The sequence below is a fragment of the Streptomyces sp. NPDC002886 genome, from assembly GCF_042888445.1.
Classification (GTDB): Bacteria; Actinomycetota; Actinomycetes; order Streptomycetales; family Streptomycetaceae; genus Streptomyces.
On record NZ_JBIAPV010000001.1, the window covers coordinates 637,284 to 660,650 of the forward strand.

22 protein-coding genes are annotated in these 23,367 nt (G+C 72.3%); 10 read left to right on the forward strand and 12 right to left on the reverse strand.

The window, feature by feature from the left end:
- Positions 1-7: 7 nt before the first annotated feature.
- Positions 8-1,267, reverse strand: coding sequence for an extracellular solute-binding protein (locus ACFYYB_RS02860; RefSeq protein WP_389432862.1), 1,260 nt, complete (start codon positions 1,265-1,267; stop codon positions 8-10).
- 167 nt (positions 1,268-1,434) lie between these two features.
- Between ACFYYB_RS02860 and ACFYYB_RS02865 the strand changes: the two genes are divergently transcribed.
- Positions 1,435-1,656: a dodecin gene (locus tag ACFYYB_RS02865; RefSeq protein WP_389432863.1), complete on the forward strand. Its 222-nt coding sequence runs from the start codon at positions 1,435-1,437 to the stop codon at positions 1,654-1,656.
- A 222-nt stretch (positions 1,657-1,878) separates the two neighbouring features.
- Here ACFYYB_RS02865 and ACFYYB_RS02870 read toward each other — a convergent pair whose 3' ends face one another.
- Positions 1,879-2,373: a hypothetical protein gene (locus ACFYYB_RS02870; RefSeq protein ID WP_389432864.1), complete on the reverse strand. Its 495-nt coding sequence runs from the start codon at positions 2,371-2,373 to the stop codon at positions 1,879-1,881.
- Positions 2,374-2,519: 146 nt separating this feature from the next.
- Here ACFYYB_RS02870 and ACFYYB_RS02875 point away from each other — a divergent pair, with 146 nt between their 5' ends.
- From ACFYYB_RS02875 to ACFYYB_RS02890, 4 genes are all read left to right on the forward strand, one after another.
- Positions 2,520-4,049 carry a hypothetical protein gene (locus tag ACFYYB_RS02875; protein WP_389432865.1) on the forward strand — a complete coding sequence of 510 codons (1,530 nt, stop codon included), beginning with the start codon at positions 2,520-2,522 and terminating at the stop codon, positions 4,047-4,049.
- 80 nt (positions 4,050-4,129) lie between these two features.
- On the forward strand, positions 4,130-5,200 hold the full coding sequence (locus tag ACFYYB_RS02880; protein ID WP_389432866.1) for a S41 family peptidase: 1,071 nt from the start codon (positions 4,130-4,132) through the stop codon (positions 5,198-5,200).
- Between the two features lie 24 nt (positions 5,201-5,224).
- Positions 5,225-6,295 (forward strand): LLM class flavin-dependent oxidoreductase, encoded by a 1,071-nt coding sequence (locus ACFYYB_RS02885; RefSeq protein ID WP_389432867.1) that lies wholly within the window; start codon positions 5,225-5,227, stop codon positions 6,293-6,295.
- 10 nt (positions 6,296-6,305) lie between these two features.
- A complete protein-coding gene (locus ACFYYB_RS02890) occupies positions 6,306-8,711 on the forward strand; it encodes an ABC transporter (RefSeq protein WP_389432868.1) in 2,406 nt (801 codons plus the stop codon).
- Between the two features lie 70 nt (positions 8,712-8,781).
- On the opposite strand, the gene ACFYYB_RS02895 is transcribed toward ACFYYB_RS02890, so the two are convergent.
- The 5 genes from ACFYYB_RS02895 to ACFYYB_RS02915 form a co-directional block, all read right to left on the reverse strand.
- The gene (locus ACFYYB_RS02895) at positions 8,782-9,153 is read right to left on the reverse strand and encodes a cupin domain-containing protein (RefSeq protein ID WP_389432869.1); all 372 of its coding nucleotides are present in this window, start codon (positions 9,151-9,153) and stop codon (positions 8,782-8,784) included.
- 87 nt (positions 9,154-9,240) lie between these two features.
- Positions 9,241-9,888: a hypothetical protein gene (locus ACFYYB_RS02900; protein ID WP_389432870.1), complete on the reverse strand. Its 648-nt coding sequence runs from the start codon at positions 9,886-9,888 to the stop codon at positions 9,241-9,243.
- Between the two features lie 121 nt (positions 9,889-10,009).
- Positions 10,010-10,756 (reverse strand): succinate dehydrogenase/fumarate reductase iron-sulfur subunit, encoded by a 747-nt coding sequence (locus ACFYYB_RS02905; RefSeq protein ID WP_254380746.1) that lies wholly within the window; start codon positions 10,754-10,756, stop codon positions 10,010-10,012.
- Positions 10,753-12,705 carry a fumarate reductase/succinate dehydrogenase flavoprotein subunit gene (locus tag ACFYYB_RS02910; protein ID WP_389432871.1) on the reverse strand — a complete coding sequence of 651 codons (1,953 nt, stop codon included), beginning with the start codon at positions 12,703-12,705 and terminating at the stop codon, positions 10,753-10,755. The genes ACFYYB_RS02905 and ACFYYB_RS02910 overlap by 4 nt, the downstream gene beginning before the upstream one ends.
- Before the next feature lies 1 nt (position 12,706).
- On the reverse strand, positions 12,707-13,411 hold the full coding sequence (locus ACFYYB_RS02915; RefSeq protein ID WP_389432872.1) for a succinate dehydrogenase: 705 nt from the start codon (positions 13,409-13,411) through the stop codon (positions 12,707-12,709).
- A gap of 94 nt (positions 13,412-13,505) precedes the next feature.
- Between ACFYYB_RS02915 and ACFYYB_RS02920 the strand changes: the two genes are divergently transcribed.
- Positions 13,506-14,384 (forward strand): LysR family transcriptional regulator, encoded by an 879-nt coding sequence (locus ACFYYB_RS02920; RefSeq protein WP_389432873.1) that lies wholly within the window; start codon positions 13,506-13,508, stop codon positions 14,382-14,384.
- Between the two features lie 17 nt (positions 14,385-14,401).
- On the opposite strand, the gene ACFYYB_RS02925 is transcribed toward ACFYYB_RS02920, so the two are convergent.
- Positions 14,402-14,863, reverse strand: a complete 462-nt coding sequence (locus tag ACFYYB_RS02925; protein WP_389432874.1) for a hypothetical protein — start codon at positions 14,861-14,863, stop codon at positions 14,402-14,404.
- A gap of 4 nt (positions 14,864-14,867) precedes the next feature.
- The gene (locus tag ACFYYB_RS02930; RefSeq protein WP_389432875.1) at positions 14,868-15,512 is read right to left on the reverse strand and encodes a TetR family transcriptional regulator; all 645 of its coding nucleotides are present in this window, start codon (positions 15,510-15,512) and stop codon (positions 14,868-14,870) included.
- Positions 15,513-15,617: 105 nt separating this feature from the next.
- Between ACFYYB_RS02930 and ACFYYB_RS02935 the strand changes: the two genes are divergently transcribed.
- Positions 15,618-16,694, forward strand: coding sequence for an FAD-dependent monooxygenase (locus tag ACFYYB_RS02935; protein ID WP_389432876.1), 1,077 nt, complete (start codon positions 15,618-15,620; stop codon positions 16,692-16,694).
- Between the two features lie 25 nt (positions 16,695-16,719).
- Here the strand turns inward: ACFYYB_RS02935 and ACFYYB_RS02940 are convergent, their stop codons facing one another.
- The gene (locus tag ACFYYB_RS02940; protein ID WP_389432877.1) at positions 16,720-18,909 is read right to left on the reverse strand and encodes a putative bifunctional diguanylate cyclase/phosphodiesterase; all 2,190 of its coding nucleotides are present in this window, start codon (positions 18,907-18,909) and stop codon (positions 16,720-16,722) included.
- Positions 18,906-19,736 carry an SAM-dependent methyltransferase gene (locus ACFYYB_RS02945; RefSeq protein ID WP_389432878.1) on the reverse strand — a complete coding sequence of 277 codons (831 nt, stop codon included), beginning with the start codon at positions 19,734-19,736 and terminating at the stop codon, positions 18,906-18,908. The genes ACFYYB_RS02940 and ACFYYB_RS02945 overlap by 4 nt, the downstream gene beginning before the upstream one ends.
- A gap of 973 nt (positions 19,737-20,709) precedes the next feature.
- Here ACFYYB_RS02945 and ACFYYB_RS02950 point away from each other — a divergent pair.
- The 3 genes from ACFYYB_RS02950 to ACFYYB_RS02960 all read left to right on the forward strand — a co-directional run bounded on the left by ACFYYB_RS02950 (position 20,710) and on the right by ACFYYB_RS02960 (position 22,504).
- Positions 20,710-20,856 carry a hypothetical protein gene (locus ACFYYB_RS02950; RefSeq protein ID WP_389432879.1) on the forward strand — a complete coding sequence of 49 codons (147 nt, stop codon included), beginning with the start codon at positions 20,710-20,712 and terminating at the stop codon, positions 20,854-20,856.
- 40 nt (positions 20,857-20,896) lie between these two features.
- Entirely contained in the window at positions 20,897-21,667 is a 771-nt protein-coding gene (locus tag ACFYYB_RS02955) for a hypothetical protein (RefSeq protein ID WP_389432880.1), read from the forward strand.
- Between the two features lie 216 nt (positions 21,668-21,883).
- Positions 21,884-22,504, forward strand: coding sequence for a hypothetical protein (locus tag ACFYYB_RS02960; protein ID WP_389432881.1), 621 nt, complete (start codon positions 21,884-21,886; stop codon positions 22,502-22,504).
- A 137-nt stretch (positions 22,505-22,641) separates the two neighbouring features.
- Here ACFYYB_RS02960 and ACFYYB_RS02965 read toward each other — a convergent pair whose 3' ends face one another.
- Entirely contained in the window at positions 22,642-23,157 is a 516-nt protein-coding gene (locus ACFYYB_RS02965; protein ID WP_389432882.1) for a hypothetical protein, read from the reverse strand.
- Between the last annotated feature and the right edge of the window lie 210 nt (positions 23,158-23,367).

The window sequence follows — 23,367 nt, forward strand, 5'->3', positions numbered from 1 at the left end:
CGGCCGGTCAGCGGTCGGAGCTGAGAACCTTGCTGATGGTGTCGGAGGCGGCCTTCGCCGCCCTCTCGGGGTCCCCACCGGTGAGGACGGCCGTCATGAACGGCTTGATCGGGTTCTTGGCCTCCACCTCGGCCCAGTGGGGGGACTGCGGGGTGGCGCGGCCCTGGGCGGCGCCGGGGGCCATCGCGGTGGCGCCGTCGTTGCCCGCGACCACGTGCGCGAGGGTGCTCTTGTTGGGTACGTAGCTCATCGTGCTCGCCAGCTCGGTCTGCCACTTCTCGCTGACCAGGGCCGTGATCACGTCGACGGCGTGCTTACGCTGCTTCGTCTTCTCAGGGATGATCAGGTCCGAGCCGCCGGTGAAGACCGAGCCGACCTTGTCCGCGGTCTTGCCGGGTATCGGGAAGAAGCCGAGCTTGCCCTTGAGGGCCGGGTTCGCGGCCTCGATGGCGGCGGCCTGGCCGGGCGGGGCGATGATCTGGGCGATCCCGCCGCGGGCGAAGACGTCGGACTGCGGGGGCGTCTCCTCGTCGGCGTCCTTGGGGCCGTCACCGAGGGCCTGGAGCTGCTTGTAGAACTCCATTCCGGCCAGGGCCTTCTCGTCTTCGAGGGTGCCGATCCACCGGCCGCCGCTCTCGACGGCGAGCTCGCCGCCCTCGTCCCAGACGAACCCGGCGAGGACGTACCAGTTCTGTCCGGCGAGGTAGATGCCCTGCTGGCTGCCCTTGTCGAGTTTGGTCGTGGCCTGGATCCATTCCTGGCGGGATTTGATCGGCAACTTGACCCCGGCGCTCGCGAAGAGGTCCTTGTTGTAGATCACCACGCGGTTGGCGGCGTACCACGGGACGCCGAACTGGGCGCCGTTGACCTTTCCGGGTTCGGAGAGACCCTTCAGCCAGTCCTTGCCGTCCCATTCGCGCAGGGCTTCCAGGGTGAGTTCGGAGACTCCGCCGCTCTCCACGTACTGGGCGACCTGGGTGTTGCCGACCTCGATGACGTCGGCGCTCTCCTCGCTCGTGCCGGCCAGCACGGCGTTGACCTTGTCGCCGATGCCCTTCCACTCCTGGATCTTCACCTCGAGGTCCACACCGGGGTGTTCCTTCTCGAAGGTGGTGGTGAACTGGCTGATGAAGTCTTCGGAGGCGCTGCCCTTCATCAACCAGAGCGTCACCTTCTGCTCACCTCCGCCCGACCCGGTGAGACCGCAGCCGGTGAGGGCGGTCGCGGCCGCGAGAGCGGTGGACACGGCAAGCAAGCGCATCTTCACGAGGGGTCACCTTCTGGGGGATTGATCTCAGATGGCTTGAAATTGGCATAGACCAATGGGTGGGTCAAGGGGGTATCGCTATGGATTGTTTACGCAAAGTTCGCGGACCCGGACTTACTGGGGCACCGTAGAACAAGGCAACAGCCACCCAGTGTCGGGAGACCCCCATGTCCAATCACACGTACCGGGTGACCGAGATCGTGGGCACGTCCCACGAGGGCATCGATCAGGCCATCCGCAACGGCATCGCCCGCGCGAGCGAGACGCTCCACCATCTCGACTGGCTCGAAGTCGTTCAGATCAGGGGGCACATCGAGAACGGCGAGATCGCGCACTACCAAGTGGGGATCAAGGTCGGTTTCCGTCTCGACGGCGAGGCCGGGGCCTGAGACGCCGCGGCCCTGAGAGCCGGCCGCCCTGAGGCCCGGCTCCCCTGAGACCCGGCTCCCCCGAGCCCCGGCCGCCCTGAGCCCCAGCCTCCCCCGAGCCCCGGCCGCCCTGAGTTCCAGCCTCCCCGGACCCTACGGGCGCCCGCGGGCGCTCCCCGGCCGCCTCGGGCGCCCGGGGAGCGCCCGGCACGGGAAAGCACGCCCGATGGGGCGCCGGGCCCGTCAGGTGCGCCCCTCGCCCTCCTGCGCGTCCTTGAGTTCCGGCGCGTCCGCCGCCCAGTTCGCCAGGACCACCCGGAAGCCCGCCGCGCGCACGGCCTGGCACACCAGCTCGTCGTCGTCCACCAGCATCCGCACCTCGCGGCCCCGCGAGATCCGCCGCAGGACCTCCAGTTTGGTCGTCCGGGCGGGCCGCCGGTCCTGGTTCCCGCGCATCCACACCCGCCCCTCGGGCAGCCCGTTCCGGACGAGCCAGTCCTCCGTGTCCGCGCGGCACCGCTCCGGGCGGCCGGTGAGGTACGTGACCTCGCAGTCGGCCGCGCTCTCCACCGCGAGCGCGATCCCCCGGGCGAGGGGCGGATCGGCCGGGGCGGCACCGAAGAACCCGCTCCAGTCGCGCGGCCGGCGCTCCAGGAAGTGCTGGCGGTGAGCGGTGTCGGCCAGGGTGTTGTCGATGTCGAAGACGGCCAGGGGCCTTCGGTTCTGAGTCTCGGTCACCCCGCCAGCCTAAGCACCGGCCGCTTCCGGACACCCCGGGGTTCCCGGTGCCGATGCCCAGGTCCGGCCGGGCTCTGGCCGAGCGGCCGGTAGGGTCGTGGCCTGGTGGTCCCGGGGGGCCTGCTGACACACGGGGGTCACGACACATGCGTACGCCGGAGCAGATCTGGGAGGCCGCCGACCTGCCCGCGCGTCGGCTCGCCGGGGTGGCTCTCAATCCGTCCTCTCCGGAGGATGTCCTGCTGCGCCTGCTCGCCGACGGTCCGCCGGCCGTACGGATGGTGCTGTGCCGGGACCGGGTCCTGCCCGACACCGTCGTCGAGGCCGTGCTCCAGCACCCTGACACCCGTACCCGTAGCTTCTTCGCCCGCAACCCCCACGTCGACCCGGCCCAACGGGCACGACTGGTCGACGATCCCGAGTGGTTGGTCCGCGCCCTCCTCGCCGATGGTCCCAAGCCGCCTTTCGATGGTGTGTGCGGGCCGCTGCCCGACGAGGTGGTGGTCCGCATGATCGACACGTATGACGACGACAGCCTGTCGGGCACCTTTTACCGGCAGATCTCCACCGCGCTGCAGCTGTCCATGCCCACCCATCCGGTCGCGAAGGTCCGCCGCTGGGGGATCGGCAGGTGGGACCAGCTGCCCGCCGAGATCCGGGCCGGGCTGCTGGCGGATCCCGACGAGGACGTCCGGGAGAGCGCGCGGAGCAGCGCGGAGAGGTCCGCGCAATCCAAGGATCCGGCGTGGGTGGAGCGCGAACTGCCCGACCGGTCGTGCCACGCACGCTGGGACATGCTGATGTACCAGGCCCTGAGCAGGACTGTCGTGGACAACGTCCTGACCGCCCCGGTCGCCGAGGCGGAACGTAAGGTCATCGCCGGCAACCCCAGCCTGCCCGCCGACGTGGTGGTCCTCCTGGCCGCCGATCCGGACCCCGCCGTACGCGAGCGGATCGCCTACCGCGCGGACCTCGGACCCGCCGAGCGCCGCGCGCTCGCCGTGGACCCCGATCCGGCGGTGCGCCTCGCCGTGTCCGTGCACCCCGAACTGAGCGAGCGTGAACGGGCCGCGATCGACTACGAGGTCCCCCTGGACGACTCCTTCCAAGCCTGGCCCGGCCCCCTCGTGCCCCGCGACCCCGTGCACGTGCGCCGGGACGCGGACTCCGGTCACCCGCTGATCCGCCGGAGGGCGGCCGAGGACCGCACGTTGCCGCCCGACCTGCTGGAGCGCTTGGCCGCCGACGAGGATCTCGGCGTACGCGTCCTGCTGGCCCAGTACCATCCCGACGCCCCGGCCCCGCTCCTGCTGCGCAGCTTCCTCGAATACGCCGGCCCCCAGCGCGGGCACCTCACCACCCGGCCGAACTTCCCCACGGCCGGCCTGGCGGCGTTCGCCGACCACGAGGACCCCGAGGTCCGCGCCCTGGCCGCCCGCGACCCCCACACCGCGCCGGTGACCGTAGAGCGCCTCACCCAGGACCCGGACCCCGCCGTGCGCTCCGCGCTGGCACGCCACCCGAATCTTCCGCGGGCCCGGCTGACGGAACTCCTCGACGACGCGGAACTGGCCCACGCGGCCGCGGCGAATCCCGCTCTGGATCCCGAGCTGATCCAGCGGCTCGTGGCAACCGTGGCGCCGTCGGTCGACCGCGGGGCCGGGACCGGCCGGTGAGCTCGCCGGGGTCTTCGGTATCTTCGACCTGACCTGGGCAAACCTCGCCGGCCCGCACGGTGGGAGGACGGCTGATCCGCATGACACGAACCCCGAAGCCCGTGACCCGCCGCCGGCTGATCGGCGGGGCCACGGCGGTCCTCCTCGCCGCGACGGGCTGCGCCGGTCGAGACCGGGCGGAGGGCGCGGCCATGTCGGCGGGAGCGCGTGGATACCTCACCACCGCGCTGGACGTCATGGAGGCCAAGTCGCTCCTCACGGCGGACACCGACTGGCCGACCGTACGCCGCGAGGCCTTCGCCCGGGCGGGAAGCGCGCAGGTCCCCGCGGATACCTACGGGGCCGTCAGGCAGGCCTTGCGGGCCCTCGGCGACCGGCACAGCCAGTTCATGACCCCTCAGGAAGCCGAGCAGGCGCTGAGCCCCGCACCCGATACCTCCGCGGTGCCGGAGGTGAAGGTGCTCGCCGGTTCCATCGGATACCTGTCCCTGCCGGCGGTGTCCTCCGACCGTGCCGCGGCGGCCTACGTGCGGCAGGCCCGCAAGGCCGTCGCGGAGGCCGACGGACAGGGAGCCGGAGGGTGGATCGTGGACCTGCGCAGCAACACGGGCGGGGACATGTGGGGGCCGCTGGCCGCCGTGGGGGCCGTCTTGGGCGACGGGGACGTCGGAGCGTTCGTGGAGGCCGACGGCAAGCAAACTCCGTGGACGATCGAGCACGGTACGCCGCGCCAGTACCTCGCCACCTGGGGCCCCGCCACCCCGCTGACCCATGCGGCTCCCCCCGTGGCGGTGCTCACGAGCAGCCGGACCGCGAGCGCGGCCGAGGCCGTGACCATCGCCTTCCGCGGCCGCCCCGGCACCCGCAGCTTCGGCCAGGCCACCCGCGGCGTCCCCACGGGCAACGACTCCCACACCCTCCCCGACGGCGCGCTCATCCTCCTCACGCAGGCCCGGGAGGCCGATCGCACGGGCCTGATCCACAACGGCCCCCTCCCGCCCGACGAAGTGGTCCCGGACGACACCCGCGACCTCGGCAGCGGCCAGGACCGCACACTCGAAGCCGCCGCACGCTGGCTACGCGGCCGGACCACGGCCGCCTCCGCCCCCACCCCGACGCCGACGCCGACGCCGACGCCCGGGGAATCCTGAGGCCCTCCGTGCGTTGATCCCTGTGTGATCCGCTCCCTCTCGATACTCGACCGGTCCCGCACCCGCACGGGACACCCCGCGGCCCAGGCCCTGCGCGACACCGTGGAGCTCGCGCGCACCGCCGAGCGGCTCGGCTACCGCAGATTCTGGGTCTCGGAGCACCACAGCGTGCCCGGGGTCGCCGGATCCGCGCCCACGGTGCTCGCCGCGGCCGTGGCGGGGGCGACCGACCGGATCCGGGTCGGCACCGGCGGCGTGATGCTGCCCAACCACCAGCCGCTGGTCGTCGCGGAGCAGTTCGGGGTCCTTGAGTCGCTGTTCCCCGGCCGGATCGACATGGGGCTCGGCCGCTCGGTCGGCTTCACCGGCGGGATCCGCCGCGCGCTCGGGCGGGACACCGCCGACGCCGATCGGTTCGAGGAGCAGCTCGCGGAGCTGCTGGGCTGGTTCGACGGCTCCCAGCGGGCGCATCCCGAGGTGCACGCCCGCCCGGCGGAGGGGACGCGGATCCCGGCGTTCGTACTGGCCACCGGTGAGGGGGCGGGGATCGCGGCCCGCGCCGGACTGCCCCTGGTCGTCGGGGACCTGCGGAGCCGGACCCGGATCACGGAGATCATCGCGGCGTACCGCGAGGAGTTCCGGCCCTCCCCCTGGGGTGCGCGGCCGTACGTCGTGGCCTCCGGGACGGTCGCGGTGGCCGCCACCGCGGAGGCCGCCCGGCGGATCCTGGTGCCCGAGGCCTGGGCGGTCGCGTACTCCCGCACCCGGGGCAGCTTCCCGCCGCTGCGCCCGGCCGAGGAGATCGAGTCGCTCTCCATGAGCGCCAAGGAGCGGGAGCTGTACGAGGGCGCCCTCGCCGGGCACATCCACGGCACGGAGGAGCAGGTCGCGGCGGAGCTGTCCGAGGTCGCGGAGCTGACCGGGGCGGACGAGCTGCTGGTCACCACGTCCACGTACGACCGGACCGCGCTGCTGGACTCCTTCGGACGGCTCGCCCGGCTCACGGGCCTCGCCGAGCAGCGGGACGGCCACGCGGACGGGCGCGCGGGCGCCGACCCGGACCTCGTCGGCCGCTCCGCGGGCGCCGGACACTAAACTAGGACGAATGCACCAGCCCGTCGCCCCCGCCCCGCACGCCCACGATCCCTACGTCCGCGTCCGCGGTGCCCGGGAGCACAATCTGCGCGGGGTCGACGTGGACGTTCCACGGGACGCGCTGACGGTGTTCACCGGGGTCTCCGGCTCCGGGAAGAGCTCGCTGGCCTTCGGCACGCTCTTCGCCGAGGCCCAGCGCCGGTACTTCGAGTCCGTGGCCCCGTACGCCCGGCGGCTGATCCATCAGATCGGCGCGCCGAAGGTCGACTCCGTCACCGGGCTCCCGCCGGCCGTCTCGCTGGAGCAGCGGCGCTCCTCCCCCGGGTCCCGGTCCTCGGTCGGCACGGTGACCATGCTGTCCAACTCCCTGCGGATGCTGTACTCGCGGGCGGGCTCCTACCCGCCGGGCGCCGAGCGACTGGACTCCGACGCGTTCTCCCCCAACACCGCCGCCGGGGCCTGCCCTTCCTGTCACGGCCTGGGCCGGGTGCACGGCACCAGCGAGGAACTCCTGGTGCCCGACGCTGGCCTGTCGATCCGTCAGGGGGCCATCGCCGCCTGGCCGGGCGCCTGGCAGGGCAAGAACCTGCGCGACATCCTGGAGGCCCTCGGCCACGACGTGGACGCGCCCTGGCGGGAGCTCCCGGCGGCGGACCGCGAGTGGATCCTGTTCACCGAGGAGCAGCCGGTGGTGACGGTGCACCCGGTGCGGGAGGCCGACCGGATCCAACGTCCGTACCAGGGCACGTACATGAGCGCCCACCGGTACGTGATGCGGACCTTCTCCGACAGCAAGAGCGCCACCCTGCGGGCCCGGGCCGAGCGGTTCCTCCACCATGCGCCCTGCCCGGTGTGCGAGGGCAGGCGACTGCGCCCGGAGGCCCTGGCCGTGACCTTCGCGGGCCGCACCATCGCGGAGCTGGCGGCGCTGGCGCTGACGGAGCTGGACGGGGTACTGGCCGCCGCGCGCGGTGGCGGCGAGGCCTCCCGGGTGCTCACGGAGGACCTGCGCTCCCGGATCGGCCCGGTCACCGAGCTGGGGCTGGGCTACCTGAGCCTGGACCGCGGCGCCCCGACCCTGTCGGCGGGAGAGCTGCAACGACTGCGGCTGGCGACGCAGTTGCGTTCGGGGCTGTTCGGCGTGGTGTACGTACTGGACGAGCCGTCGGCGGGGCTGCACCCGGCCGACACGGAGGCGCTGCTCGGCGTCCTGGACCGGCTCAAGGAGGCCGGTAACACGCTGTTCGTGGTGGAGCACGATCTGGCCGTCGTGCGGCACGCGGACTGGCTGGTGGACGTCGGCCCGCTGGCCGGGGAGCACGGCGGACGGGTACTGCACAGCGGGCCGCCGGACGCTCTGGCCACGGTGGCGGAATCGGCGACGGCCCGGTACCTGTTCGGGGTCCGGCGGCCGGACGAACGGCCCTCGGGTCAGCCGCGGAAGGCGACCGGGTCGGTCCGGCTCAGCGGAGTCGAGCGGCACAACCTGCGGGACGTGGCGGCGGAGTTCCCGCTCGGGGTGTTCACGGCGGTGACCGGGGTGTCGGGGTCCGGGAAGTCCACGCTCGTGGGCCAGGTGCTCGCGGGGGAAGTCCACGAGCGGCTGGCGGAGCCGGAGTTCCCGGTACGCCGGCTGGTGGAGGTGGACCAGAAGCCGATCGGCCGGACGCCGCGCTCCAACCTGGCCACGTACACGGGGCTGTTCGACGTGGTCCGCCGGCTCTTCACGGCGGCGCCGGAATCGAGGGCGCGGGGCTGGAAGGCGGGCCGCTTCTCCTTCAACGTCCCGGGCGGGCGGTGCGAGTCCTGCCAGGGCGAGGGCTTCGTCTCGGTGGAGCTCCTTTTCCTGCCCAGTACGTACGCCCCGTGCCCGCAGTGCGCGGGGGCCCGTTACAACTCCGAGACGCTGGAGGTCCGTTACTCGGGCCTGAACATCGCCGAGGTGCTCGCCCTGACCGTGGAATCGGCGGCCTCCTTCTTCGCCGGGGTCCCGGCGGCGGTCCGCAGCCTCGACGCGCTGTCGGACATCGGCCTGGGGTACCTGCGGCTCGGGCAGCCCGCCACGGAACTCTCGGGCGGCGAGGCGCAGCGCATCAAGCTGGCGACGGAACTCCAGCGCGTGCGCCGCGACCACACCCTGTACCTGCTGGACGAGCCGACGACCGGTCTCCATCCGGCCGATGTCACGGTGCTGCTGAGGCAGTTGCACGGCCTGGTGGACGCGGGACATTCGGTGGTGGTCGTGGAGCACGACATGGCGGTCGTGGCGGGCGCCGACTGGGTCATCGACCTGGGCCCGGGCGGCGGTGCGGACGGCGGCCGGGTGGTGGCCGCGGGCACGCCCGCCGAGGTGGCCGGCGCCACGGGCAGCCGTACGGCGCCCTACCTGGCGCGGGCCCTCGCGGCGGGCCGGTAGCCATCACCCGTGGCCATCGCGCGCGCCGATGGCCGTCATCCCGTCATCCCCTCGCCTCCGGGGCCGGTGGTCACGCCTCCGCGGGCTTGGCGAAGTTCCCGTAGCCCTGCCAGTCCAGCACGACGCACGGCTCTTCGCCCAGCACCCAGGCGTCGTGGCCGGGGTCGATCTGGATGAAGTCCCCGGGCTCCGCCTCGATGCTCTCCCCGTCGTCCATGACGACCTTCATCCGGCCGCTGACGATGTAGGCCACGTGGGCGGCCTCGCAACTGTCGGTTCCCGCGATGGGCTTGATGTGCTGCGACCACTGCCACCCGGGCTCGAACACGGCCCGGCCCACGGGCCCCTGGTCGGTGTTGAGCAGGTCGAGCCTGCCCTTGCCGTCCTCGAACCGGCGTGTCTCGTCAGCGGAATCGAAGCCCCTGCGGACGATTCCCGTCATGATCGTCGACCTCCCGGCGCACGACTGCCCCGAGTCCACCTCTCAGCGTACGCCCGTACGGCGGTTCGGTCCCGGCGTCGAAGGCCGCTACGCGTCCCCGTGGAGCAGGTGCTGCGAAAGCTCGCGGAAGCTCCAGATTCCCTGGCTCCGGCCGAGCATCCACACCAGGTCGTAGCGGTCGGGCCAGGTCGCCGGGAGTCCCAGTACGTCCTGCGCTCCCAGCCCCCGGATCAGGCGGGGGATCCCCTGGTGTTCCCAGCAGACCAGGACGGGCATCCGCGCCGCCAGCACCGCCTTGGCCAGGGCTGGCTCGGCTCCGACCGGGAATTCCGCGCGGACCGGCGTACCCAGCGCGGTGGCGAGCGGCTCGACGGTCTGGCGGCACCGCGCGGGCGCCCCCCTCGTGCCCCCGGCCGCGAAGACGGCCCCGGGCCGGGGCAGGGCGGCACCCTTGGCCGGCGGGAAGAGGGCGGGCAGTTCCTGGGCGCGGCGCAGGCCCCGGACGGCGAGGGAGCCGGGGGTCTCGTTGCCCTCGTCGTCCTCGCCGGTGTCTCCGGCGTACGGCTTCTCCGCGTGCCGGATGATCATGACCAGTGCGTCCTTGGCGGCCTCGGGGCCGGGACGCGGCGTGGGGGGCCGTTCCTCCCCGGCGCAGCCGGCCGCCGCCAGCGGGGCGAGCGCGGCGGCCAGCAGGGTACGGCGGCGCGGGCCGGATCCGGCAGGGGCTTGAGGCATGCGCCCACTGTCACCCATGCCCGCGAGGGCGTCCGGTCACGGCGCGACGGGAGCCGCTCCGATCATCCGATCGGCGGACTCGCGGTCCTATCCGGTCCTACGCCGTCCTACGCGGTCCAGGTCAGCGGGGACCTCGGCGGACGGCCCGCAACCACTCCTTGTTCATGGCGGCGATCGACGGCAACGGGATCCCCTTGGGGCAGGCGGTGGCGCACTCACCGGTCAGGGTGCACCCTCCGAAGCCCTCGGCGTCCATGGTGGCCACCATGTCCAGCACCCGGGTCTCGCGCTCCGGCGAACCCTGCGGGAGCACGTTCAGATGGTTGACCTTGGCGGAGGTGAAGAGCATCGCCGAGCCGTTGGGGCACGCCGCCACGCACGCCCCGCAGCCGATGCACTCGGCGTGCTCGAAGGCGTAGTCGGCGTCCGGCTTCGGGACGGCCGTGGCGTGCGCCTCCGGCGCGGAGCCGGTCGGGGCGGTGATGTAGCCGCCGGCCTGGATGACCCGGTCCAGGGCCCCCCGGTCGACGACGAGGTCCTTCACCACGGGAAAGGCCGAGGCCCGCCAGGGTTCGACGTCGATGGTGTCGCCGTCGTCGAAGGAGCGCATGTGGAGCTGGCAGGTCGTGGTGCGCTCCGGCCCGTGGGCGTCGCCGTTGATGACGAGGCTGCACGCGCCGCAGATGCCTTCGCGGCAGTCGTGGTCGAAGGCGACCGGGTCCTCACCGCTCAGGATGAGGTCCTCGTTGAGGGTGTCGAGCATTTCGAGGAAGGACATGCCCTCCGAGATGCCGTCGACCTCGTACGAGGCCATCGCGCCGGGGGCGTCGGCGTTCTTCTGGCGCCAGACGCGCAGGGTGAGCTTCATGCGTAGCTCCGCTGGGTGGGGTGGACGTACTCGAAGACGAGGTCTTCCTTGTGCAGGACGGGCGCGGCGCCGGTTCCGGTGTACTGCCAGGCGGCGGCGTACCCGAACTCCTCGTCGCGGCGGGCGGCTTCGCCGTCCGGGGTCTGGGACTCCTCGCGGAAGTGGCCGCCGCAGGATTCGGCGCGGTGGAGGGCGTCGAGGCACATCAGCTCGGCGAGCTCCAGGTAGTCGACGACGCGGTTGGCCTTCTCCAGCGACTGGTTGAACTCCTCGCCGCTGCCGGGCACCTTGATCCGCTTCCAGAACTCCTCGCGGATCTCCGGGATCCGGGCGAGCGCCTTGCGCAGGCCCTCCTCGGTCCGGGCCATCCCGCAGTACTCCCACATCAGTTCGCCGATCTCCCGGTGGAAGGACTCGGGCGTGCGGTCCCCGTCGACGGCGAGCAGCTTGGCGAGGCAGTCGCGGGTCTCGCGGACGGCGGCCGCGGCCTCGGGGTGCGTGTCGTCGACGGTGTCCGGGTGCGGGTTGCGGGCCAGGTAGTCGTTGATGGTGGAGGGCAGCACGAAGTAGCCGTCGCCCAGGCCCTGCATGAGGGCGGAGGCGCCGAGGCGGTTGGCGCCGTGGTCGGAGAAGTTGGCCTCGCCGATCGCGAACAGGCCGGGGACGGTGGTCTGGAGGTCGTAGTCGACCCACAGTCCGCCCATCGTGTAGTGCACTGCGGGATAGATCCGCATGGGGACCTCGTACGGGTCCTCCGCGGTGATCCGCTCGTACATGTCGAAGAGGTTGCCGTACTTCTCGGCGACCTTCTCCTTGCCCATGCGGCGGATGGCGTCGGCGAAGTCGAGGTAGACGCCCTGGCCGCCGGGGCCCACCCCGCGCCCCTCGTCGCAGACGTTCTTGGCCGCGCGGGAGGCGATGTCGCGGGGCACGAGGTTGCCGAAGGAGGGGTAGATCCGCTCCAGGTAGTAGTCGCGTTCGGCCTCGGGGATGTCGGCGGCGGGGCGGCTGTCGCCCTTGGCCTTGGGGACCCAGATGCGGCCGTCGTTGCGCAGGGACTCGCTCATCAGCGTGAGCTTGGACTGGTGGTCGCCGGTGCGCGGGATGCAGGTGGGGTGGATCTGGGTGAAGCAGGGGTTCGCGAAGTACGCGCCGCGCCGGTGGGCCCGCCAGACGGCGGTCGCGTTGGAGTTCATGGCGTTGGTGGAGAGGTAGAAGACGTTGCCGTAGCCACCGCTCGCGAGGACGACGGCGTCCGCGTAGTACGTGTCGATCTTGCCGGTGACCAGGTCCCGGGCGACGATGCCGCGGGCCACGCCGTCGACGGTGATCAGGTCGAGCATCTCGGTGCGGGCGTGCATCTCGACGTTGCCGGCGGCGATCTGCCGCGAGAGCGCCTGGTAGGCGCCGAGCAGGAGCTGCTGCCCGGTCTGGCCGCGGGCGTAGAAGGTGCGGGAGACCTGGACGCCGCCGAAGGAACGGGTGTCGAGGAGGCCGCCGTACTCGCGGGCGAAGGGGACGCCCTGGGCCACGCACTGGTCGATGATCTCGACGGAGATCTGGGCGAGGCGGTGGACGTTGGACTCGCGGGCGCGGAAGTCGCCGCCCTTGACGGTGTCGTAGAAGAGGCGGTGTACGGAGTCGCCGTCGTTGCGGTAGTTCTTGGCCGCGTTGATGCCGCCTTGGGCCGCGATGGAGTGGGCGCGGCGCGGGGAGTCGGAGAAGCAGAACTGGACCACGTGGTAGCCCTGTTCGGCGAGGGTGGCGCCGGCGGCGCCGCCTGCCAGACCGGTGCCGACGACGATGACGGTGTGCCCGCGCCGGTTGGCCGGGTTGACCAGCTTCGCCTCGAAGCGGCGGCGGTCCCAGCGCTCGGCGATCGGACCTTCGGGGGCCTTCGCGTCGGCGATCGGGGCCCCGGTGGCGTAGTCGGCGTAATCGTTGCTCATGTCAGCTCACCACTCCGGTCATGACGGCGACGGGCACGGACACGAAGCCCGCGAAGAGGACCAGGGCCAGGGCGTTGGCCAGGAACTTCAGCGTCCTGTCCCGCCGGGCGTTGCCCGCGCCCAGGGTCTGGGCGGCGCTCCAGAAGCCGTGGCGGACGTGCAGTCCGAGGGCGGCCATCGCCACGAGGTAGATGGTGTTGCCGTACCAGGTGGAGAAGGTGGCCAGGACGTTCTCGTACGGGTGGCCGGCCCAGGCCCGCTCGTTCACGGTGAGGGTGGTGAGGTCGAGCAGGTGCCAGACGATGAAGAGGGCGAGGATGATGCCGCCCCAGCGCATGGTGCGGGTGGCGTAGCTCGCGCGGCGGCGCTTGTGGACGTACTTCACCGGGCGCGCCTTGATGTCGCGGCGGCTGAGCTGGTACGCGCAGACCCCGTGCGCGACGACGGCGGCGACCAGGGCCACGCGGACGATCCACAGGGCCCACTCGTGGTGCAGGAAGGGCGAGCCGAGGGTGCGCAGCCAATGGGCGTAGCCGTTGAACTCGTCCGCCCCGAAGAAGATCTTGAGGTTGCCGAGCATGTGCACGACGAGGTAGCCGAGCATGATCAGGCCGGAGACGGCCATCACGGACTTCTTGCCGACGGAGGAGTCCCAGAGCGTGCGCGTGGTGGACGGCCGTCGATCCGTCCGCGTTGCCAGAGCCATGACATTGACCGTAAGGACCAAGGTCCCGAAAGGTCCAAGACATGGCAGAGCTCAAGTCAATAGGATCAGCCTATGCAGGGGCTAGCCTGGGGTCATGCAGTTCCAGCAGCTGGTCTACTTCGTCGCCGTCGCCGAGACCCGGCACTTCACGCGCGCGGCCGAACGCGAGCACGTGGCCCAGCCCTCCCTGTCGCAGCAGATCAAAGCGCTCGAACGGGAGCTGGGCGCCGAACTCTTCAGCCGGGCGCGCGGCAACATCACGCTCACGGACGCCGGCGAGACCCTGCTGCCGCTGGCCCGACGGATCCTCGCGGACGCGGACACGGCTCGGCTGGAGGTGCAGGAGCTGGCGCAGCTCCGGCGCGGCCGGATCCGCCTGGGGGCCACCCCGAGCCTGTGCACGGGCCTGCTGCCGGGCGTGCTCCGCGCCTTCCACACCGCACATCCGGGGATCGAGCTGCTGATCGAGGAGAGCGGTTCGCTGGACCTCGTACGGGAACTCGCGCGCGGCTCCCTGGACCTCGCGCTGATCGCCCTGCCACTGCCCCCGTCGGCGCCGGCGCTGACCACGATGGAGCTGCTGACGGAGGACCTGGTGGTGGTCTCCTCGGCGGCCCTCCCCCCTCCGGCGGGCGGCGGTCCGCTCACGGTGTCCGCACTGCGCGACGAGCCGATGGTGATGTTCCGGCACGGCTACGACCTGCGGGACCTGACCGTGGCGGCCTGCCGCGCGGAAGGCTTCGAGCCCGCGTTCACGGTGGAGGGGGGCGAGATGGACGCCGTACTGGGCTTCGTCCGCGCGGGGCTCGGCGTCGCGGTGGTCCCGGAGATGGTGGTCGGCCAGGCGGGCTCCGGGCTCCGCTCCACCCCCCTGGCGGGCTCCCCCCTGCGCCGCACGATCGCCCTGGCCCACCGCACGGACGTGGCACCCCCGCGCGCGGCCCGGGAGCTGAAACGCGTCCTGCTGGGCTGAGGCCGGTCAGGCGCCGCTCAGCCCGCGGGGACGGGTTCGGACGGAGGGCCGGGGTTGGAGGCGGGGTCGGCGTCGGCGTCGGCGTCGGCGTCGGCGTCGGCGTCGGCGTCGGCGTCAGGGTCGGCGTCGGCGTCGGCGTCAGGGTCGGGGCCCGGGTCGGCCGTCGCGACCACGACCTTGGCCGTCCACGATCCCGGCTCGGACTGCGGGTCCCAGACCACCACGACCTCTTGCCCGTGGACGTCCCGGGCCAGCTGCCGCACCATCTCTGCGGCGGCCCGCCGCGCCTCCTCCGGGGTTGCGCCGGAGGGAACGTCGGGAAGCCCGCCGCACAGCGTCCCGCCGGGGTTCTCGGTGAACATCCCGGTCCGCCAGCCGTCCCTCCCCGTGCCCCCGGCCCGCCCGGCCATGAGGAGCAGTCCGACGGGCAGGCCGAAGGGCGGCCGCCGCTTCTTCACCTTCCTGTTGGTCCGGGCCATGACCTCAGGACCGCCTGACGGGCAGCGCCCGGTCGAGGCCGCCGGACAGGAGGGCGAAGGCGCGCTCCGCGTCGGCCACGGCGGCGGGGTGGGCCTCGTCGGCGCTCCGGCCGGCGTCGATGCGGCGCCAGTTCTCGCGGCCGAGTTCCTGCCGGGCCGCCACCAGGTATCCGGCCGCCAGACGGGCCGTGAGCGGGTCGACCGCTTCGGCTTCCAGTACGGCGGCGAGCAACTCCACCTCGCGGTCGGTGTAGTGGGCCAGCCGGGACTGCAGGCTGGCGGTGCCGTAGAGCAGCCCCTCGAAGGCGAGCACGTTCGGGTGGTCGCAGAGCCCCGTGATCGGGTCCCGCTCGGCCAGCGCCGACAGGAAGTGGGCGCGCACGGCCGCCACCGGGGTCTGCCCCGCGGCCCGCTCGCGCACGACGCGCGCCGCCTCGTCCTGATGGTCGGCGAAGCGGTCGAGGACCAGGTCCTCCTTGCTCGGGAAGTAGCGGAACAGCGTGGGCTTGGAGACCTCGGCGGCGGCCGCGATGTCCGCCACCGAGACGGCGTCGAAGCCCCGTTCCAGGAAGAGTTCCAGCGCCGTGGCCGCCAGCTGCCGACGCGTACGGAGCTTCTTGCTCTCGCGCAGACCCGTCGTGTTCTCCATGCGCCCACCCTAACACGAACGAGTGACCCGGTTAGTTTCGTAACCGGGTTGCATTTTCTTTCGAGAGCCGCTTTCCTTGAGATACCGACGACGAGGGGACGTCTCATGACGAACGCAGTGGATGTACTGATCGTGGGCTCCGGCCCGACCGGCCTCACGCTCGCCTGCGACCTGGCCCGCCGCGGCATCGCGGTGCGGATCATCGAGGGCCGCCCGGGACCGCACCGCGAGTCCCGGGGCAAGGGACTCCAGCCCGACAGCCTCGCCTTCTTCGAGGAGCTCGGCGTGGCCGGATCCATGCGGGGCAAGGGACGCGAAGGCGTGGTGCTGCGCAAGTACTTCGACGGGGAGCCCGTCAAGGACACCACCGTGGAGCGGGGTCTGCTCATCGGGCAGTGGCAGGTGGAGGAGACCCTGCGCGACCGGCTGGCGGAGCTGGGCGTGCGGGTCGAGTACGGGTCCCGGCTCGCCGGAATCGCCCAGGACGCGGACGGCGTCCACGCGCAGCTGGAGGACGGCACCGTGATCCGGGCCGGCTATCTGGCGGGGTGCGACGGCGGGCACAGCACCACCCGCGGGCTCCTCGCGATCCCCTTCGAGGGGAGCGGGGAGAGGGAACCGGCGATGGTTCTCGGGGATGTCAGGGCGGCGGGGCTCAGCCGCGAGTTCTGGCACCAGTGGTTCACCTCGGACGGAGGCGGGATCCTGCTCTGCCCGATGCCGGGGACGGACACCTTCCAGTTGCAGGCCGGTCCCGAGACGGACGAGCGGGGCGAGGCGCTGCCGCCCTCGCTGGAGAGCTTCCAGCGGCTCTTCGACCGGCACGCCCGGGTGCCGGGGATACGGCTCACCGAGCCCACCTGGCTCTCCTCCTGGCGGGTCAGCGTCCGGATGGCCACCCGGATACGCGAGGGCCGGGCCTTCCTCGCCGGGGACGCGGCGCACGTCCACCCCATAGCCGGCGGGCTCGGCATGAACACCGGCATCCAGGACGCCGCCGCCCTCGGGCGGACGCTGGCCGCCGTCCTCTCCGGGGCAGCCGGGGAGGAAGCGCTCGACGGGTACCAGGCGGAGCGGCTGCCGGTGGCCGCCGAGGTCCTGGCCGACACGGCTCGGCGCTACGAGCGGGTGATGGCGGCCGTCCGCGAGCCGGGCCGGGGCACGGAGGCGGGCCTGGAGTGACCCCGGCCCCGCTCGCGGACCCTGCTCAGAGGGTGGACACCGCGTCCGACAGCGACAGGGTGTGGATGCGGTCGGCGGCGCCCGGGCGGGCGTAGTACCAGCCCTGGGCCGTGTCGCACCCGAGGGCCCGTAGCTGGGCGGCCTGGGCGCCGGTCTCCACGCCCTCGACGGTGACGGCGAGTTCGAGGCTGTGGGCCAGCGCCACTATGCCCTCCACGATCTTGACGTCGACCGGGTTGGCCGGGTTCTGCTGCATGCCCTTGGTGAAGGAGCGGTCCAGCTTCAGAACGCTCACGGGGAGGCGGCGCAGGTTGGCCAGGTTCGAGTAGCCGGTGCCGAAGTCGTCGAGGGCGATGTCCACGCCCAGGGCGGCGAGCCGGCGCAGCGGTTCGAGGAGTTCGTCGTCGGCGCCGATCAGGGCCGACTCGGTGACCTCCAGGCACAGGGTGCCCGGAGTCAGGCCGGAGGACTCCAGGACGCGGATCGTGTCGGCGACCAGGCCGGGGTGGTGCAGCTGGGTCGGGGACAGGTTGACGTTGATCCGCAGGGTGGCGCCGCCCTGCTGGTGCTGCCAGGCGCGGGCCTGGCGGACGGACTCCTCCAGGACCCAGCGGCCGAGCGGCACGATCAGTCCGGTGCGTTCCGCGAGGGGAATGAACCGGTCCGGGCCGAGCACCCCGTGCTGCGGGTGCGACCAGCGCACCAGCGCCTCCGCCCCGTGCACGCTGCCGTCGTGCATGTGGACCAGCGGCTGGTACTCGATGAAGAACTCGCCGCGTTCCAGCGCGGCCGGGAGGGCGTTGGTCAGCCCGTGCCGGGTGATGGCGCGCGCGTCGGCGGCGGCGTCGGCGAACTCGAACCGGTTGCCGCCGGCCGCCTTGGCCCGGTACATCGTGATGTCGGCGCTGCGCAGCACCTCCGCCGGGGTGCGCTCGCGGGCCGGGCCCTCGACGATGCCGATGCTGCCCCGGACCGTCAGCTCGCGGCCCTCCAGCCGGATCGGGACGGACAGGGCGGAGAGGATCCGGACGGCGAGTTCGGTGGCCTTCTCCTCGGTGTCGGGTCCGGTGGTCAGCGCCACGAACTCGTCACCGCCGAGCCGGGCGACCACCTCGCCCGGTCCGGTCGCGCAGCTCTGCAGCCGGTCGGCGACCTCCACCAGCAGCCGGTCGCCGGCCGAGTGGCCGAGGCTGTCGTTGACGGCCTTGAAGCCGTCGAGATCGAGGTAGCACAGGCCGAAGCGGGATCCGCCGGCTCCGCTCAGGGCCTTCTCCAGACGTTCGAAGAAGAGCGTCCGGTTGGGCAGGCCGGTCAGGGCGTCGTGGGTGGCCTCGTAGCGCAGGCGCAGGTTGAGCAGCCGGCGCTCGGTGGTGTCCTCCATCAGGGCCAGCTGGTACTGCGGCACGCCCTCGGCGTCGCGCAGCAGCGACACCGTCAGGTTGGTCCACAGCACGGTCCCGTCGTGCCGGTAGTACGGCTTCTCGACGCGGTAGCTGTCGCGTTCGCCGCGCACGAGCTCCCCGTACATCCGCCACACGTGCGGGGTGTCGTCGGGATGGCTCCACTCGCTGACGTTGCGGCCGCGGACGTGCCCGTCCATGCCGCCGAACATCTGCAGCAGCGCGTCGTTGATCTCCAGGACGTTGCCGTCCAGATCGGCGATGCCGATCCCTATGGCCGCTCCCTCGAAGACCGCCCGGAAGCGGGCCTCGCTGGCGTGCAGCGCCTGCTGGGCGTCGGCGCGGGCGGTCAGGGCGGAGCGGGCGATGGCCTCCTGCTCCTTGAGGGTGCGTTCGCGCAGGGCGCGGGCGAACCCGGCCGCGATGCCGTGCTGGAGCCGGGCGCAGCGGGACCGGTACTCCTCGGTCCCCTCGACGCTCTCGGCGTCGGGGCCGCCCGGACCGCAGTACAGCACCAGGTAGGACTCGACGACACCGAGCGTGCCGGCCAGGGCCTCCGGGTCGGTGCAGTGGACCGCGACGAGCTCCTCCCCCACCCGCTGGCCGACGGAGGAGTCGAAGGGCCGGGCCCGCAGGGCCTCGACGAGGGTGCGGGTGAGCGGTACGAGGTGGCGTTCGAACTCGGCACGGGTGAGCGAGGTCGCGGTGACCGGGAAGATCGCCCTTCCCCAGATGGTCGCGAACCGTCCGATCCGGTCCTCCAGACCGCCCTGCGGCGCGGCCGGGTCGTCCGCCGTCTGCGTCGGCAGTCTCACGCCTTGCGTCCCACGCCCGCGAATCCCGAGAAGGCATAGGGGTCTTCGTCCGCGGACTCGCCCTCCTGCCCGCCGGTCGTGTCGGGCCGCCAGTTGGGCATGGACACCAACCCGGGCTCGATCAGGCCGAAGCCGTCGAAGAAGCCCCGGATCTGCTCCGCGTCCCGCATGACCAGGGGGTTGCGGATCTCGCGGTAGACGCCGACGGTGCCGCTCGCGACCTCCTCCGAGAGCGGGATCCCCTCGTACGAGGCGTGCGTGAGGATCAGCAGGCTGCCGGGGGCCAGCGCGTCGCGCAGCTGGGCGACGGCGGCGTAGGGCTCGTCCGTGTCCTCCAGGAAGTGCAGGACGGCGACCAGCAACAGGGCGACCGGGCGGCTCAGGTCGAGCCCCTGCGCGACCTCGGGGGCGGCCAGGATGTCCTGCGGCTTGCGCAGGTCCGCGGCGACGACCCCGGTCCGCTCGGTGCCGGCCAGAACGGCCTGGCTGTGGGCGACGGCCACCGGGTCGTGGTCGACGTAGACCACGCGCGCCTCGGGGCTGGCGGCCTGGGCGATCTCGTGGACGTTGCCGAAGGTGGGGATGCCGGAGCCGATGTCGAGGAACTGCGTCACGCCCTCGGCGACGGCGTAGCGGACGGCTCGGCGCATGAATGCCCGGTTCGCCTGCATGATCTTGGGCAGGCCCGGCATGAATTCCATGGCCCGACGGGCCGCCTGCCTGTCGACCTCGAAATTGTGGGAGCCGCCCAGGTAGTAATCGTAGATGCGGGACACGCTCGGCACCGATATGTCGATGCCTTGCGGGGCCCAGGCGGGGCGCTCCATCGGGGTCTCCAAGCCTTGGTCGTGCGGCGGTCCGGACGGGTCGGACTCCTGTCCGAGCCGAATGTACTGATCATTGCCCAACGGAGCGAGCGAAAGCGGAAATTGCTGATCCGTTCTTCGTCACATGCCAAAGGCCGGACGATCGACATCCGCAGAATGATCGAAACCGACAAATACCTTTTGAGAAAAGGTCGGTGAACGATCGGAGACGACGCGAATCTGGCTCAAACCTCCGTAGCCAAAGCCTCACCCGTTCAGGCGAACCAAGGGCAACCTTCCCGCGCGCGGGCGCGCGCGACCCCATGATCCCCGGGTGAAAAGAGCCTCTTCCAGGCGCCTGTTGGCCGTACCGGTCCTCCTGTGGGCGGCCCTGTCCGCGACACCGGCCATGGCCGATAGCAGCGCATACGCGACGATCGACCCCGGCGACGGGACGGCCGCCGTCAGGCAGGCCTTGACCGCCCTGGGCGGCGCGACCGGGGGCATCCGAGGTGGCGGACGTCACGGCGAACAGGCCGACCAAGGCCGCCGCGGCGACCACGGCAACCAGGGCGGTCGGGGTGATCGCGGCAACCGGGGCGGATCCGGTCAAGGCCACGGTCAGGGCCACGGCGGACACGGGGGCGGGCACGGTGGCGGACACGGCCACGGTGGCGGGGGCCACCACGGCCACCCGCCCTGCCCGCCGCCGCCCCCGCCCCCGCCGTGCCCGCCCAAGCCCACCCCGAAGCCCCCTCCGCCGCCCCACCCGAAGCCCACGCCCACCCCGACACCACCCCCACCCCCGAAACCGCCCGCTCCGAAACCGCCCGCCCCGAAACCGGTGCCCCCACCCCCCGCACCGGCCCCGCCCCCCGTGCGCCCGGCCCCAGCTCCCCCGGCCCCGAAGCCGGCCCCGAAGCCGATCCCCAAGCCGATTCCGAAACCCGTCGCGGAGCCACCGGCACCGCCGGCGCCACCCCGGGTGATCCCCGTGGCCGTGCCCAAGAAGCCGATCGAGCGCCCCGCTTACCACGCGGCGGCCCGCAAGCCGGTCGAGCGCCACATCTCACCGGTGACCTTCACCTTGATGACCGCGGCCCCCGCGGTGCTCGCGATCGTCGCGCTGCGCCCGCGCTAGAGCCGCCGCATTCCACCCCCGTAATCGATTGGGAGTCATCTTGTCGGAATGGCTCGTCCTGTCCCTCGCGATGGCCGCCGCGTGTGCCGTGGTGCTGTCCATCGCCTTCTTCAACCAGCGCCGGATCGGTGAGGACGACGATCCCAGCGAGACCCCGGACGTCATCGAGTACATGACGATGATGATCGGCGTGATCTACGCGATCGTGCTCGGCCTGGCGATCGCCGGCGTCTGGGAGGGCCGCGGTGCCGCCCAGGAATACGTGCGCCAGGAATCGCAGGCCCTGCACGAGATCAGCGTCCGCTCCGAGGTCTACCCGGCGGACGTGCGCAAGAAGATCAGGTCCGACGTCGACGCCTACGTGACCTACGTCGTCGACACCGAATGGAAGGAGATGGCCGAGAACGGCGAACTGACGGACCGCAGCGGGGAGCTGCTGGAACGTATCCGCCGTGATGTGACGGACTACGAACCGCAGACCGACCACGAGGGCCAGGCGTACCAGCCGCTCGTGGACCAGGTCGCCGTGGTCGACGACGCGCGCAACGCGCGCGGCCAGAGCGCCGGGGCCACCATGCCCGGGGTGGTCTGGTTCGGCCTGATCGCCGGGGCCCTGGTGACGGTGGGGCTGATCTTCACCCTGCAGATCAGGCGCTCGTTCCGGGAACTGCTGCTGGCCGGGCTGTTCAGCGCGCTGATCGCGTTCCTGCTGTTCCTCATCTGGGACTTCGACGCACCCTTCGGACGGGGTATCGCCGCCACGGCCGAGCCGTTCCTCTCCCAGTTCCCGTATCTGGGCCTGGGCGGCTGACACCGCGCCACCCGCCGCCGGGGTCGGCGACCCGGTCGCCCAATAAACCGGGGACGGTCCTCCCGTCCCCGGTTCGGCCTACGGCCATGCCCCATTCGCCCGTTCCTGATCGCGGGGCGGCGCGCCCGGACCTAGCGTGGCGGACATCGAGGCGCACGACCCCCCACGTGCGGAAACCGTTCCGCGGCTGCTCCTCGGGGATCCGGAGAATCATCCATGGGCGCGATACCCACCTCCCCCACAGCCCTGTTGGGCGCCGCCGCGGCGGGCGCCCTCCTCATCTGCGGCGCAGTGGCCGCCCCCGCCGCGCGTGCGGCCGAGGCCGCGCCGATCACCTCCTTCGGTTTCGCCATCACCCCCTCGACGGTCGCCCCCGGCGGCCAGGTGGTGCTGTCCGTCACCGGCTGCAACGCCGCCTTCGCCACCGTCTCCTCCGGCATCTTCGACACCGTGAGCATCGACCGGGGCAAGACCGCCCGGGTCACCGTGGACCGGGACGCGCGGCGCGGAGCCCAGTACTCCGTCTCCTTCACCTGCGCCGGCGAGACCGGCTCGGCCGACCTCACCATCACCGGCGGCACGGGCAGGCCCACGACCAGCTCCACCGTCGGCGCCCGGAAAACGCCGAGCGCGAGCACGGCCGCAGGTACGAGTACAGGCACCGGCACCGGTACGGGCGCTTCGCGCCGGGCCACCCTCGGTGTCCGCGGCGGCCTCGGCGGCAGTATCGCCGGGCTCGATCCCCTGGAGCTCGGCGCCGGCGCGGGGCTCGTCCTCGGCGGTCTGGTCGGTCTCGGCTACGCCCTGCGCCGCCGGGACATCCGCCGCATCCACTGATCGCGCGCCACCCATCGGCCGCCCCCACCCGGGGTCCCACCACAACCTCATCTCCCCGAAAACGCCGGTCGCCCCGTGTCCTGGCCAGGACACGGGGCGACCGGCGGTTGTCCGGGCCGACCGGGGAGGTCGGCCGGTCAGGCCCGGCCGCGGATCGGGCGCCGGCGGCGCATCACGTGGGCACCGGCACCCAGGGCCGCCGCACCGACGAGGCTCGCGCCGATGGCGGTCTCGGTGGTGGACGGGCCGAGGGATCCGCCGATGCCGCCCTGGGCGCCGCGGCCGTCCAGGATCGTGAAGCGGTGCGTGGCGACCAGGCTGTTGTCGTGGCACTTGACCGACAGGGTGTGGTGCCCGGGCGAGGCGTGGTTGAAGATCCGGACCGTCGCGAAGCCGATGGAGCCGGCGGACAGGTTCGTCTGGGGAAAGTTTCCGTGCGAGAAGACGATGCCGCCGTGGCCGCAGCCGGCCGCGCTGACCTGCATCGTGGAGCCCTGGTGCACGGAGTACGGGTTGACCGTGACATTGCTGGGTCCGCCGTTTCCTCCCGAGGGCGGACCGCCCGCGGGGTTCGCGGAGGCGAATGGGGCACTGAGGGCGATGGCGGCGCAAGTGGCCGCCGCGGTCACGGTAAGAGCGCGGAGAACACGCATGGTGGAACCTCCAGCGGGAAGCGCCCCGGAGCGGTGGCCCGGGCAGATCGACGAGAACGCCTCCCAAGACGAACCCTCTGTTCGGTCCGCAACCAGCGCATGTCCAGCTTTGGGCCGCAAGGTTGAGCGACACGCCGATGCGCGGCGGCGTTTGCTGACGGATCCGCAGGTCACGACCCGTCAGGCATTTATGTGACGATTACCTGGATG

Excerpts from the sequence above, each read along its gene's own strand:
- ACFYYB_RS02865 (WP_389432863.1), top strand. The coding sequence starts at position 1,435 with ATGTCCAATCACACGTACCGGGTGACCGAGATCGTGGGCACGTCCCAC.
- ACFYYB_RS02875 (WP_389432865.1), top strand. The coding sequence starts at position 2,520 with ATGCGTACGCCGGAGCAGATCTGGGAGGCCGCCGACCTGCCCGCGCGT.
- ACFYYB_RS02880 (WP_389432866.1), top strand. The coding sequence starts at position 4,130 with ATGACACGAACCCCGAAGCCCGTGACCCGCCGCCGGCTGATCGGCGGG.
- ACFYYB_RS02890 (WP_389432868.1), top strand. The coding sequence starts at position 6,306 with ATGCACCAGCCCGTCGCCCCCGCCCCGCACGCCCACGATCCCTACGTC.
- ACFYYB_RS02895 (WP_389432869.1), bottom strand. The coding sequence starts at position 9,153 with ATGACGGGAATCGTCCGCAGGGGCTTCGATTCCGCTGACGAGACACGC.
- ACFYYB_RS02900 (WP_389432870.1), bottom strand. The coding sequence starts at position 9,888 with ATGCCTCAAGCCCCTGCCGGATCCGGCCCGCGCCGCCGTACCCTGCTG.
- ACFYYB_RS02905 (WP_254380746.1), bottom strand. The coding sequence starts at position 10,756 with ATGAAGCTCACCCTGCGCGTCTGGCGCCAGAAGAACGCCGACGCCCCC.
- ACFYYB_RS02910 (WP_389432871.1), bottom strand. The coding sequence starts at position 12,705 with ATGAGCAACGATTACGCCGACTACGCCACCGGGGCCCCGATCGCCGAC.
- ACFYYB_RS02915 (WP_389432872.1), bottom strand. The coding sequence starts at position 13,411 with ATGGCTCTGGCAACGCGGACGGATCGACGGCCGTCCACCACGCGCACG.
- ACFYYB_RS02920 (WP_389432873.1), top strand. The coding sequence starts at position 13,506 with ATGCAGTTCCAGCAGCTGGTCTACTTCGTCGCCGTCGCCGAGACCCGG.
- ACFYYB_RS02925 (WP_389432874.1), bottom strand. The coding sequence starts at position 14,863 with ATGGCCCGGACCAACAGGAAGGTGAAGAAGCGGCGGCCGCCCTTCGGC.
- ACFYYB_RS02930 (WP_389432875.1), bottom strand. The coding sequence starts at position 15,512 with ATGGAGAACACGACGGGTCTGCGCGAGAGCAAGAAGCTCCGTACGCGT.
- ACFYYB_RS02935 (WP_389432876.1), top strand. The coding sequence starts at position 15,618 with ATGACGAACGCAGTGGATGTACTGATCGTGGGCTCCGGCCCGACCGGC.
- ACFYYB_RS02945 (WP_389432878.1), bottom strand. The coding sequence starts at position 19,736 with ATGGAGCGCCCCGCCTGGGCCCCGCAAGGCATCGACATATCGGTGCCG.
- ACFYYB_RS02960 (WP_389432881.1), top strand. The coding sequence starts at position 21,884 with ATGGGCGCGATACCCACCTCCCCCACAGCCCTGTTGGGCGCCGCCGCG.
- ACFYYB_RS02965 (WP_389432882.1), bottom strand. The coding sequence starts at position 23,157 with ATGCGTGTTCTCCGCGCTCTTACCGTGACCGCGGCGGCCACTTGCGCC.